The sequence below is a fragment of the Shewanella marinintestina genome (assembly GCF_023283845.1).
Taxonomy (GTDB): Bacteria; Pseudomonadota; Gammaproteobacteria; order Enterobacterales; family Shewanellaceae; genus Shewanella; species Shewanella marinintestina.
In genome coordinates, this window is record NZ_JAKILC010000005.1 from 131,928 (window position 1) to 144,996 (window position 13,069).

The 13,069-nt window shown below is 41.1% G+C and carries 8 protein-coding genes; 5 read left to right on the top strand and 3 right to left on the bottom strand.

The features are described 5' to 3' along the window. Window positions 1–26: 26 nt before the first annotated feature. Together L2747_RS07320 and L2747_RS07325 are read left to right on the top strand one after the other, a co-directional pair. The gene (locus tag L2747_RS07320) at window positions 27–332 is read left to right on the top strand and encodes a Fis family transcriptional regulator (protein ID WP_248998420.1); all 306 of its coding nucleotides are present in this window, start codon (window positions 27–29) and stop codon (window positions 330–332) included. Window positions 333–559: 227 nt separating this feature from the next. Continuing rightward, the gene (locus L2747_RS07325; protein WP_248998421.1) at window positions 560–733 is read left to right on the top strand and encodes a hypothetical protein; all 174 of its coding nucleotides are present in this window, start codon (window positions 560–562) and stop codon (window positions 731–733) included. A gap of 229 nt (window positions 734–962) precedes the next feature. Here the strand turns inward: L2747_RS07325 and L2747_RS07330 are convergent, their stop codons facing one another. Further along, a complete protein-coding gene (locus L2747_RS07330; protein WP_248998422.1) occupies window positions 963–3,149 on the bottom strand; it encodes a M3 family metallopeptidase in 2,187 nt (728 codons plus the stop codon). Window positions 3,150–3,359: 210 nt separating this feature from the next. Here L2747_RS07330 and L2747_RS07335 point away from each other — a divergent pair, with 210 nt between their 5' ends. Together L2747_RS07335 and L2747_RS07340 are read left to right on the top strand one after the other, a co-directional pair. Continuing rightward, window positions 3,360–4,910 carry a dipeptidase gene (locus tag L2747_RS07335; RefSeq protein ID WP_248998423.1) on the top strand — a complete coding sequence of 517 codons (1,551 nt, stop codon included), beginning with the start codon at window positions 3,360–3,362 and terminating at the stop codon, window positions 4,908–4,910. Window positions 4,911–5,320: 410 nt separating this feature from the next. Beyond that, window positions 5,321–6,895, top strand: coding sequence for a methyl-accepting chemotaxis protein (locus L2747_RS07340; protein WP_248998424.1), 1,575 nt, complete (start codon window positions 5,321–5,323; stop codon window positions 6,893–6,895). A gap of 131 nt (window positions 6,896–7,026) precedes the next feature. On the opposite strand, the gene L2747_RS07345 is transcribed toward L2747_RS07340, so the two are convergent. Beyond that, the gene (locus tag L2747_RS07345; protein WP_248998425.1) at window positions 7,027–9,342 is read right to left on the bottom strand and encodes a TonB-dependent receptor domain-containing protein; all 2,316 of its coding nucleotides are present in this window, start codon (window positions 9,340–9,342) and stop codon (window positions 7,027–7,029) included. A 262-nt stretch (window positions 9,343–9,604) separates the two neighbouring features. Then, complete coding sequence (locus tag L2747_RS07350) at window positions 9,605–10,612, bottom strand: catalase family peroxidase (RefSeq protein WP_248998426.1); 1,008 nt, start codon at window positions 10,610–10,612, stop codon at window positions 9,605–9,607. A gap of 450 nt (window positions 10,613–11,062) precedes the next feature. Here L2747_RS07350 and L2747_RS07355 point away from each other — a divergent pair, with 450 nt between their 5' ends. After that, on the top strand, window positions 11,063–12,997 hold the full coding sequence (locus L2747_RS07355) for a B12-binding domain-containing radical SAM protein (RefSeq protein ID WP_248998427.1): 1,935 nt from the start codon (window positions 11,063–11,065) through the stop codon (window positions 12,995–12,997). The last annotated feature ends 72 nt before the right edge of the window (window positions 12,998–13,069 follow it).

Here is a 13,069-nt window from a genome sequence, read left to right on the forward strand (position 1 = left end):
AAGAGAAATTTTTAGTGGAGCAACGGGTGACGAAAACAGACAAAAAAATCGATAATGCTATCCGTATTGCGCTGACCTCAATATGTGAAAGTGCAAAAAGTGAGATCTCAGGTTTTAAATGGCTAAGTCACCAAGTTAATTTTGCAAAAGTGAATCAAACTCTAACAATACGTTTTATGTTTGATTCACATGAGGATCTAAATAAAGCGAGAGCTGAAGGGCTAATAAGCAAACTGATTGTCAGTACTGAACAAGAGTTAGCGCTTGATAATATTGTCCTCGCCAATGCTATGAAACAATGCCGTTTTGAAGTGTTACCAAGCAACACTTAAAAGTAATATTGTTTGTTTAGCAGCAACTCGCTCTGGACGGGCATTTAAAGGATTTAAAGTTAACGATATCAAGTGAGTCAATATATTGGGGTTGAGTGAGCGGTCTTGCTGAAACATTTATTCACCAAATGTATTACCAGCTAGTAACTTAAATTGGTTTACACTATAGCTATAATACAAATTGAAATTCGTTACCGGATAGTTTGTTGACAAGGAGTCTCATAAATATGGAGCCTGAGAAGGTCTCGGCTGAAGAGTCGCTAAATGATGCTGATTTTGAAGCTTTGCTATCAGAACTAAATCGTAAGCGTATACGCTCATTTGTTTTTGTTATTGGTTTAGTCGCTGGATTGCCGGCCGGATTTTATGGTGCGCGCTGGATTTATCAGCTTTGGCAATAGAACAACTTTACTCAATAAAAAGCGATTAAACTTGGTGTCATTTGAAATAATACAGCTCCCGCTAATTTAAGAGAGCTTTTTGTTATTGATAGGTGCGGTATAGTACAGGACTGGTCATAAGCAGTATTTTTATCAAGTTATACGCACTGGTGGAAGCTTAACCTAGATATGAAATAAAAAAGACACGCAATATGCGTGTCTTTTTGTTATCTGGTTTTAGTGGCTAGGTTTATTTTGCAAGTAAACCACGGCTACGTAGTAGTGGCTCAATGCCCGCTTCTTTACCGCGGAATTGCTTGTAAAGTTGCATAGGATCTTCACTGCCACCTTGAGACAAGATGTTATCTCTAAAGGCATCAGCTGTCGCCTTATCGAAAATACCATTTTCTTTAAAGGCTTCAAATGCATCAGCGCCTAAAATATCAGACCAGATGTAGCTGTAGTAACCTGCAGAGTAACCGCCTGAGAAAATATGAGAGAAGTATGTACTGCGGTAACGCGGTGCGATCTCTTCAATCAACCCCATTTTGTTTAATGACTCAGCTTCAAATTTTGCAGCATCTTTTGGCATAAAGTCTGTCACTGTGTGCCAATCTAAATCAAGCTTAGTTGCAGCCATGTATTCAACGGTAGCAAAACCTTGATTGAACTTGCTTGCTGCTTGAATTTTTTTAACCAACTCTTGTGGGATCACTTCGCCAGTTTTGTAATGCTTAGCAAACTGCGCGAGCACTTCAGGTTGCGTCATCCAGTTTTCCATCACTTGAGATGGGAACTCAACATAATCGCGTGGTACTGAAGTCCCTGCTTGCGAGCGATATTCAACATCTGACAACATACCGTGTAGTGCGTGGCCAAATTCATGGAATAGGGTACTTGCTTCATCAAATGTAAGCAGTGCAGGCTCATCGCCAACTGGACGAGGGTAGTTAAGCACGTTGACGATAATAGGCTTAGATTCAACGCCGTCCATATTGTACTGCTGACGGTATGAGTTCATCCATGCTCCGCCACGTTTGCTATCGCGGACAAAGTAGTCACCCATAAAGATAGCCATTAGTTCACCATCTTTGTCGTACACTTCCCAAGTACGTACCTCGTCATTGTACTTAGGCAGATCTGTACGCTCTTTTACGGTAATACCAAATAAACGGTTTGCCGTGTAGAACACTCCTTTTAACGTGTTCTCTAGTGAGAAGTAAGGGCGAGTTTGTTGCTCGTTAAAGCTGTATTTAGCTACTCGGATTTTATCTGAGTAGTACCACCAGTCCCAGCCCGCTAATTTAAAGTCGCCGCCTTCTGAGTCGATAAGCGCTTGCATGTCTGCCACTTCAGCTTCTGCTTGAGCAAGTGCCGCAGGCCATACTTTGTTAAGCAGCTCATATACATTTTCAGGTGTTTTTGCTGTGCGTTCTTCTAGTACAAAGTGTGCGTGAGTTTTGTAACCCATAAGTTGCGCACGTTCGGCACGCAGTGCAGCCATCTTAGCCAGAATTTTCTTGTTATCGTTAGCGTTATCATTATTGCCACGCTCAACATAACCCTTATAAAGCGCTTCGCGAAGATCGCGGTTGTCTGCATAGGTTAAAAACGGAGTAATAGATGGACGAGAAGTCGTGAATACCCATTTTCCATCATGGCCACGCTTAGTTGCCGTTTGTGCAGCAGTATTGATAACATCTTCAGGTAAGCCTGATAGATCCGCTTTATTGTCGATGACCAATTCAAATGCGTTAGTTTCGGCTAACAAGTTGTCGCCAAACTCTAGACCTAACTTACCGATTTGCTCGTTAAGCGCACGGAGCTTAGTTTTATCACCTTCGCTTAAGTTAGCACCGCCGCGGGTGAATGATTTATATGTATCTTCTAAAAGTTTAGCTTGAGCGACGTTTAAATTTAGATTGTCGCGCTGATTGTAAACAGCTTTTACTTTTTGGAATAAAGCGTCGTTAAGCAAAACATCATCACTTGCAGATGACAGCATAGGCGATACTTGTTTTGAAATTGCTTGTAATTCTTTGTTTGTGTCAGCACCAGTTAGGTTATAAAACACGCTAGCTACTTTCGTCGTTAGCTCACCAGAAAATTCCATCGCTTCGATAGTGTTTGCAAACGTTGGTGCTGCTGGATTGTCGATAATCGCTTGGATTTCAGCCTTATGTTGCGCTATACCGGCTTTAAAAGCAGGTAAATAATGCTCAGGCTTAATCTTTGCAAAATCAGGGATCCCTAAATAGGTATCGTAAGGTTTGAAAAATGGATTGTTAACGTTGTTTTCAATAATCTGTTGGGCGACAACATTTGGTGCGACTTGTGCTTCTGCGCCTGTATTTGTTGTATTTGATGCGCTACATGCGGTAAGTGCGAGTGCTAAAGCAACTGCTGACACGATTGGTTTGAGGGTTAATCCCTTCATATTTATATCCCCGAATTTGCTTGTGTGAAAAATCGCCACATAAATTACGCTGGCGTTAAGCTCTTTAAATATCATGGTTATTGGTGTTAAATCTATTATAAAGCTGGAAACTTTGTAACAAAGCGTTCAGTTAGTCATTTTTTACACATTTTGACGGTTTTTTTATGGCAAACTCCGACTTGTAACATTAATAATAACAAATGGAATACCATGAAATTACCTACCCTTGTTTTTGTCACTACTATAGTGTCAACGCTAACAACTGCTTTCTTTTCTGTTCCTGTCCTTGCGGTTTCACTAACCAGTGATGATGTGGCAAATTATGCTGTAGACACCTATTCAGAGCCGATGGTAGCTAACTTAGCTAAATTAGTGGCTTTTGATACGACCGCAATACCTGGGAAAACACCTGACACAAACCCACAATTTATCGGGTTTAAAGCAGAATTAAAGGCCTTGAGTACCGAGTTAGGACTGGATTTTAGTGATCATGGCTATGTGATGTTAATTGGCTTAGGTGATAGTGAAAATAAGCTAGGGGTAATCACTCACGGTGATGTGCAACCAGCCGATCCAGCGTTGTGGCAACAAAGTCCGTTTTTGTTAGATTCGACGTCAGAGCCAGGAAAGCTCATAGGCCGTGGCACCGAAGATGATAAAGGAGCAATAGTGACCGCAATGTATGCGATGAAAGCTATTAAGGATAAAAGCATTGCACTTAATCGACGCATAGAGTTAATGGTCTACATGGCTGAAGAGTCAGATTGGCAGCCACTTAGAGAGTTTCTAAAGACTTTTACTCCAGCTGATATCAATATCACTATCGACGCTGAATACCCTGTAGTAACTGCAGAAAAAGGCTGGAGCCAAATTGCGTTTACTTTGAATAACCCTCAGGCAAAGACCAATGTAGAGCAGGTAAATCGAAATGCTGATCCTGCTAAGTTAACTTATTTCTCTGGTGGCGTGTTTGCCAGTCAAGTGCCGCAGCAAGCCGTAGCAAAGCTCATTAATGTCGCTCCCGAACTACGTAATAAGTTAGAAGCTCAAGCGAAGCTCCAAGTACAAATGGATTACCGTTTCGAGCAGCAAGGTAATTTGTTAACCATTTATGCCGATGGCAAGTCAACACATTCATCGACACCAGAAGATGGAGTGAATGCCGTGACGCATCTTGCAGATGTATTATCAATCCACTCTTGGCCTCGAACAACGGCATCGCAGACGCAATTATTTATTAGTGAAATGGTGGGTTTAGGCCTATATGCAGAGCAATTTGGTGAGATTGCTTATAAAGATGACTTTATGGGGAATATGACTCTTGCTGCTACGGTGGTTAAGCAAGGTGATTTAGGTACCCAAATTACCTTAAACCTAAGACGCCCTAAAGGTAAATCGGCAGAAACCTTGGATAAACAAGCTTTGAGCGCTATGCATTTATGGCAGGGAAAACATCAAGTTAGCATATCTGGGTTAGAAACTTATTGGGGTAAACCGATGGTGATGGAAGGGGCTCCTCATTTAGAGACATTATTGACCGTATTTGAACATTATACTGGGATAATTAATCCACAACCCGTTTCAATTGGTGGCTCAACCAACAGTAAACTATTCCCAAATGCACTCAGTTTTGGGCCAGCGATGCCAGGTGTTGAATATACGGGTCATAGCGAGCATGAATTTATTACTTATGAGCAATTTATGCTGAATTTGAAAATGTATACCGCAGCGTTTATTGAATTATCGACTGAAGGTAAGTAGTTGTAGCCAGTTGTAGGGAAAGCGCTAATACATTCAGGTTGGCTGCACTTTTACTGTTCATATACTCTTTGTCTATTTATTGATAGTGGGTACTTCTAAACGGCGCTAAGTAATTAGCGCCGTTTCTCTTTGCGCTTACATATAAAAGACGCTCCTTTAGATACCTACCGAGTATACGATTGCTAAATTGAGGACATTTATAATGTGCTTTTATGGATTATATATCGCGAAAATAACAAAGCGTTTGTAGCGGTTACCATAATTAAGATTTTTACCCAAATTGTGCTTGCTGATCCGTTTTAGATAATTGGCATTACTCATTGATTATTAACGTGATAGTTATCAACCCTTTTTCAGTGTGCTTCTGTAACAATAGCGCACCATTTTTATCCACGATAAGACCCAATAGTATGCGAAATAACCAACCTGTGACTCAGACAGAAAAGACGCTCACCGACAATTGTATTTTACTGTCTACAACAGACTTGGCTGGTAATATTAAATATGCAAACGAAGGTTTTATTAATGTAAGTGGGTATAGGTTTGAAGAGTTACAAAAGCAGCCACATAACTTAGTTCGTCACCCTGACATGCCTTCTGTGGCATTTAAATCACTTTGGGATAAAGTAAAATTAGGAAAGCCTTGGGTTGGTATCGTTAAAAATCGAACCAAATCAGGCGATCACTATTGGGTGAATGCGTATATCGCACCTGTCTATGAAAACGGTAAAATTCACGAGTATCAATCGGTACGACGTAAAGCAACCCCTGAGCAAATTAGTCGCGCCGAGCAGATATATCAAAGTGTAAATGCAGGCAAGCAACCGAAAGCCCTAAAAAAACCTATTTTGAGCTTCACCTCTAGAATATATAGCTTGATGATTTGTACTGTAATAGCTGCTGTGTTATTGGCTCAATATTCACCTTTAATAGCCGTTATTGTGGCGAGTATGATTGCCACTTTGGGCCTAAGTATATTATTTAAGCCATTTAATCGCTTGGTATTACAAGCCACTAGGATTATAGATGATCCACTTGCAACAGGGGTATTTACTGGCCGCCAAGATGAAATCGGAAAAGTGGGCTTTGCTTTACAGTTTTTACTAACAGAAACAGGTGGTGTTGTTGGCCGAATGGCAGATTCTGCGGGCTCAATTGAAAGTTTAAGCGCTAGTTTAAAAGACACTATTGGCAGTACCCGTGAGCGTGCAGATAGCCAAAACCAGCAAACGAGCCAAGCAGCCACCGCGATGGAAGAGATGAGCGCTAGCTTTAATGAAGTGAGTCAAAATATTCATAGCGCAGCGAGTGAAATGTCGGTAAGTAATCTGTCGGCAGAGAAAGGCCATGAACTGCTTGAACGTGTAGTGCAATCAATTAATCAGCTAAAAGAGGAAGTGGCTAACTTTGCGACGGTTGTGGCCTCTATTGAGCAAGATAGCCAAGATATCAATAATGTACTTGAAGTTATTCGTGGCATTGCTGAGCAAACTAATCTCTTAGCATTAAACGCGGCTATTGAAGCGGCAAGAGCGGGTGAGTCAGGGCGAGGTTTTGCTGTTGTAGCCGATGAAGTGCGTCAGCTTTCTAGTCGTACAAGCGAATCAACGGCCCATATTGAAACCATTGTGAGTAAGTTTAGGCACAGTACAGCGATGGCAGCCAAAGCCATGGAAATTGGTCAGCAAAAGGCTGAGCAATCAGTCGATCTCGCCAGACAGGTGGATGAGTCTTTTGAAGCTCTACGTGATTCGATTAAAAAGATGAATCTCATGAGTGATGAAAATGCTTGTGCCATGACCCAGCAAACCACAGTTGCAAATGAAATTAGCCATTCGATACAAGTGATCAGTGAGTTGTCATTGGAAAGTTTGCAGCAAACCCAAGATGCTGCAGAGCGGGGCGAGCAAGTATTGCGTTTATCTGCAAAAACACATCATCTGTCTCAGCAGTTTTGGGAACAAAGCGTGCAGCGTAAAATATAGCTAAATAAAGCTAAACGTCAGGTAAAGGCGCAGCTTTTAAAGCTGCGCCTTATTATAGGTAACCGCATTAGCCGTAAGTTACAGCACTTACATAATGACTAAAGCCGGCCTTTAAATAAGAGGCAAGAAAATTAAAACTTATAAGCGACACTGACTCGAACATCTCTACCAGCAGCTGCAATACCATCGCTCATATAGGGTTTGTAGTACTGATTAGTAATATTCTTTACAGTTAAATACGCTTCCCAGTTATTGAGTGCTCCAGACTCGCCAGTGAAAGCAATATAGAAATCTTGAATAAAGTAGGCATCGGTTGCCTGATCTGTTCTAAAACTGCTGGCAACAGGCATATGCTCTTCAGATTTACTGTCATACCATTTTCCGCGCCAAGCAACCATTAAGTCATTAGTGAGGTAATAACCTAATTTTAGCCCTATGTTAGTCGGAGCTAAGTCTGCAAGATATTCATCTTCACCGCTAGAGTCTTTTAAGCTGCCACTATGTTTGCCTGTAATATAAGAGGCATCTAAATCTGCAAACAAATCATGATAACGATAATTTAAGATTAGATCGGCTCCTTTATTATAGTACCCATCGAGATTGGTGTTATATCCTTGTGCTTGCTCCACAGAATTAACTCCAGATCGTTTTGCGACATCATTCTCACCTTTGTGATAGTACAAGGTGACTTGGGTAGAGAGCACGTCATCATTGGTAAATATGTCGTTATTGACTTGAGTGAGCCCGAGTTTATAAGCATGTAGGCGTTCTAATTCAAGATCTCGGCTAGACGTGATGGCTTTACTCGCCTTTGCGTATTGTACTGTGTAAATATCATCAATAACTGGCGCCTGAAGTGTATAGGCGTAGTCGAAACTCAATTGTGTCTCATCACTTAATTGATAGTTGATACCTAGTCGCGGGGAAAAGCCTGAATGTGAAACCGCACTATAGTCGTGCCCAGCCGCGAAATCATTATAGTCTGATGCCAAATTACCTTTACCTTCACTACGTATATGGTCGTATCTAAGAGAGGGTTTAACTAATAGATCATCCGTTATTTGATAATTAAACTCCGCATACACGCTGGATGTTTGCTGTTTTCCGCTAGGTTGATAATAAGGCGTATACAAACCAAAGTTTTTGGCTTCTTTTTTTTCGTATGTCTTGTTATAGACTAAAGAATCACGGTCGGAGCTTAAATACTGAAGTCCAACTAATAGGCTGCTATCCCCAAACCAGCTGGTATTATTAATATCAACGAATGAACGTTTGTAATCAAGCCACGACTCATGTCCAAAGTTGCCTACAGAAACATACATTTTCTCCCATGCGATATCTGGGCGTACCCAGTGGCGCTGATTATCACTGGTTGATATGACCAGTTGAGTGTCAATCCAATCGTTACTCGGTGTGTAGCGATAATTTAATGCATAATTAGTATCTTGATAGGTATTATGAGCCGTTGTTGCGTAAAGAGCTGTTTCGTAATCCCCATATTTTTTAATGTTGTAATCGCTAATTGTTGGCATTTGACCGCGACGGTTAGCCCATGGCTTTTGACCTTCGTCTTTATAATCAGTCATAGATAAAGACATTAAATGCGCGCCATAATCAAAATCAATTTTAGCGAGTAAGCTGTTTTGTTGGTATCCGGAGTAACGGAGCTTAGCTTCATTGCCGCTATCAAATTCAACAGGTTCACCCTCATCGGCAATATTGTCACCCCAAATACCATTACCTAAAGTTGTGTCATTTGCATCTCTATAGGTGTAGTTTACGATGGCTGAAAGGTGTCGATTTAATTGACCATATAAACTGATCAAGCTGCGCTTTTCGTCGTCATTATCGCTATATCCGGCTTTAAGTCGTGCGCCGAAATGCTCGCCGGGTTTTAAAAAGTCTTCAGCACTTTTGCTGGTTACATACATTGAGCCACCAAATCCACCATTCCCAGATCGAACATCGTGAGCGCCTTTAATTACCTGAACTTGTTTAATTAAGTCAGGATCGATAAAGAATGAGCCATAGCGATACTGCTCAAAGCCTAATGGAGCATTATCTAAATACAAATTAAGATCTTCTTCATCACCAAAGCCCCAGACGTTAATTCGTTCACCACCAACACGTGTACCACCATCTATATTTATACCTGGAAGTTCATCAACGAGTTCTGCAAACTGGGTTGATTGCTGTTCTTCAATCTCCTTCATGGTGATAATCGCAGTGCCGGGTGGTGTCAATTTTAGTTGTCGCGGGTAGGCTCTGCCTGTTACTTCGATCACTTCTATCGCATCAACTTTTGGCGCACCGAGTACTTTATTTGCCGCATTTACCCTGGGTTTTTGTCGCTCTAACGGCTCAGTAGTGGTTTGTGCATAGACATGGGATTGAATTGACAATGTAAGAAATGATAATGAAAACAGTTTAATAGTACGTGATAACACCGGAGTATTCTCATTGATAAGAAAAGATGGCGGCGAGTATAAATGAAAAATAACTAGATGATAATGATTATCATCTACAATTTACATATGAAGATCTTATGTTACAAATGTCGCAATATGGCCTAGTCATCAGTGTTAAAGAGAAGGTTACGCTAATGCGAAGTTAACTTGATAAAATGCAGTACTCAATCGAGAAAGTCCTAATTATGGGATTAAGGAGCTGGGAAACACTTTATAGCCAGCTCCTTTTTACCCGCTAGCCTTAAAAACGTCTGATAAACGATTCGATATAAGCTGGGGTACGGGCATTTAAAATAGGATCTGCCGAAGGCGTAATACCATTGGGTAGCAATAAAGGATTAAAAATACTTTTATCACATTGTTGTACGCTCGTTTCTGCGTCACGTTCGCCATTAATAATTACTTGGCCAACTAATACTCTTTGTCGAGATTCTGGCCATACTATGGTTGGATCATTTATTTTGTCAGTATCTTTTGCCAACTTGATATATAGATCCCAAATAGCTGGTGTGTTGTCTATTCGGTTAAGTAATTCGTTTTGCAAAAAATCATCTGTTTTTTCGTCAAGTTGTGGTTTTGATAACGGAGCAGAACCGGCGACTGGCTCGAATATCCAGCGTCCTGCTACTTGGGCGTTGTCCGGTGTATTGAATAAGAAACTATTCACGCCAAAGTATCGGCTATTTGCATAGCTGGCACTTGGTGAACGTTGGCTTACATATTCGAAAAACGTTTTGGCATCGGGTTTATTATCAATAAGCCACTGCTTGCCTTGTGCTCCTTGTTTAACTTTGGTTTGAAATATAAAGAAGTCTTCCAAGTTTTTAGCAAAAAACACTTGTGCGTTAGATGTGACAAAGTTAAGGCTTTCTTGGTCGCCATCGATTTTTAGGGACATAAAACGTCCTGAACCTTTGTCCGATGCATGAGGATTGGTGCCCCCGAGTGAGAACCGGGCCGTGACGTTTATTTGTTGTTGGTCTAAAAATGGAATGTTGAATTGATTTTTAATATCGGCTGCGGGGGTAAACGTTCCTGAAGTGCAGAAACCTTTAGCGTGATTGCGTAGTTTTACTTTTTTACCTGCTTCACGACTCGCTGAATCGAGAGTGCCATTAACCGCATCGACTAATTCTGGGATAGACTTTTCTGCGGCAAAAGTTGAAATAGGAATTAGTGCTAGGCTTGAAAAAATAATGGCTTGTATTAATTGATTTATTTTTGTTAGACGTTTATTTGTGAACTGCATAATGTGAACTCTTAAGTTGATTTACCATAATAGAGAACGGTAATAATAAAAATATCTTTCAATGCCTGAGCATTTTATTTGCATATGATTGTCATGGTTCGAAAGTCATTATTCGGAGATATTGACTAAGCGAACACAGAGAAGCGAGATCCTCTTTGCGCTGTAAGAGGCTAATAAAAAAAATTTGTAGTTTAACGCTTGAAAGTCGTGCATTTAGAAGCGGTGTTATGTGCTTGCTATCTCAGCACTATAATGGCGTGTTGATAATTTAAGCTGGCACAGACTTATTTGCGGGTTTTTATCTGGTGCATTTGTTAGAATCCCCCATTATTTTTTGGCAGTAATAATAGCTGCCACACTCTGTGGATGTTTTGACCCGATTTTTGTTGTTCAGTTATTAATGTTTACATTCAAACAGAGTATTTTGGTTTTACTATTTAAAGGCAGGTTATGACCGTTCTTCTAATGACTCCACCTATGACCCAGCTGAATACGCCTTATCCGGCTACAGCCTATTTGACTGGTTTTTTACGCTCTCGAGGTTATGAGGCGGTGCAGCGAGATCCTGCTATTGAGCTTTTTCTTGAAATGATGACAGCGCCTGCGCTTGAGGTGATTCGCCAGCATGTAGAGCAAAATTTCGAGCAGTTTGAAGATGATGAATTACCTGAAGTCATCTTTAACTTTTTGGCTGAGTTTGACCGCTACCATTTAACAGTAGAGCCTGCTATTCGCTTTTTGCAGGGTAAAGATCCCAGTCTGGCTATGCGGATTAACTCTCGCCGATTTTTACCCGAAGGTCCAGCGTTTGACACCATAGCTCAAATGGAAGCCGTGTCGGGCGATGTTTTGCAAGCTGCGTTTGGTAATCTGGGGGTACAAGATAAAGCCAAATATCTTGCTACTCTATTTATTAATGATTTATCTAACGTGATCACACAAGGTGTTGACCCGTATTTTGAAGTGAGTCGCTATGGTGAGCAACTTGCCGCGGCCAACCCAAGCTTTGATAACCTCTACAACACTTTAATGGATGAGCCTAGCTTTAGTTCAGAAATTTTGGAGCAGTTGGTTGAGCAATATTTAGAAGAAACGCAACCGAGCGTGGTGGCGTTAACAGTACCTTTTCCTGGCAACATGTTAGGTGCGTTACGTATTGCACAAACGTGCAAGGCGATTAACCCAGAACTCCCAATTGTAATGGGGGGCGGCTTTATAAATACTGAGCTGCGTGCTTTAAAAGATCCTCGGGTCTTTGAATTTGTCGATTTTATCTGTCTTGATGACGGTGAGCGTCCATTTATTACGCTTCTTGAATATTTTCAGGGACAGCGTGAAGTTGACGATTTAGTTCGAACTTATTTCCTCGCTGAAGACGAAAACGGTGAGGCATATGTTCATTTTAATGAAAACGCGGAACTCCATGATATTCCACAAACTGATGTTGGCGCACCAGTCTATGATGGTTTGCCGCTGGATGAGTATTTGTCTTTATGTGAAATGCTAAATCCAATGCACCGTATTTGGAGCGATGGACGCTGGAACAAACTGACGATTGCTCATGGTTGTTATTGGCGTAAATGTAGTTTTTGCGACGTAAGCTTAGACTATATTGACCGATTCGATGCGGCTAGCGCCGATGTGTTGGTGGATCGAATTGAACAGCTTATCGAAGAAACCGGTGAAACAGGTTTCCACTTTGTTGATGAAGCTCTACCGCCAAAGCTGTTGTTTACATTAGCTAAGCGACTAATCGAACGTGGTGTTGTGATCAGCTGGTGGGGCAATATACGCTTTGAAAGAACCTTTAGTGAGGCACGTTGCCAATTACTGGCTGACTCAGGTTGTATCGCAGTCAGTGGCGGTCTTGAGGTCGCATCAGATCGTTTGTTGAAGCTAATGAAAAAAGGTGTAAGTGTTGAGCGTGTTGCCCAAGTAACCAAAGCGTTCAGTGATGCGGGGATCTTAGTCCACGCTTACTTGATGTATGGCTTCCCAACACAAACTGAGCAGGAAACCGTGGATTCACTTGAAATGGTACGTCAGATGATGAGCCAAGGTTGTTTCCAGTCGGCTTATTGGCACCGATTCGTAGCTACAATTCATAGCCCTATTGGCATTAATCCTGAGCAGTTTGGTATTACGCTTAGCGAACGACCAGAGATTTTATTTGCAGAAAATGATGTCGACTTTACCGATCCAACCGGTACTGATCATGAAATGCTGGGTGAAGGTTTGCGCAAGGCTATATATAACTATATGCATGGGATAGGTTTTGACCAGCCGATGAGTTTTTGGTTTAACCAGAAAGTGGTTAAAACACAGATGAAAAAAGATTTGATCTCAAAAGCGATTAACAATTTGATTGTCAGTGCTGAAGATTAAACTGATGTGCAATAGATTAATGATTAAAAACTGACGTTAAAAAGCCACTTTCAGCTAAGAAAGTGGCTTTTA

Excerpts from the sequence above, each read along its gene's own strand:
- L2747_RS07325 (WP_248998421.1), top strand. The coding sequence starts at position 560 with ATGGAGCCTGAGAAGGTCTCGGCTGAAGAGTCGCTAAATGATGCTGAT.
- L2747_RS07330 (WP_248998422.1), bottom strand. The coding sequence starts at position 3,149 with ATGAAGGGATTAACCCTCAAACCAATCGTGTCAGCAGTTGCTTTAGCA.
- L2747_RS07335 (WP_248998423.1), top strand. The coding sequence starts at position 3,360 with ATGAAATTACCTACCCTTGTTTTTGTCACTACTATAGTGTCAACGCTA.
- L2747_RS07340 (WP_248998424.1), top strand. The coding sequence starts at position 5,321 with ATGCGAAATAACCAACCTGTGACTCAGACAGAAAAGACGCTCACCGAC.
- L2747_RS07350 (WP_248998426.1), bottom strand. The coding sequence starts at position 10,612 with ATGCAGTTCACAAATAAACGTCTAACAAAAATAAATCAATTAATACAA.
- L2747_RS07355 (WP_248998427.1), top strand. The coding sequence starts at position 11,063 with ATGACCGTTCTTCTAATGACTCCACCTATGACCCAGCTGAATACGCCT.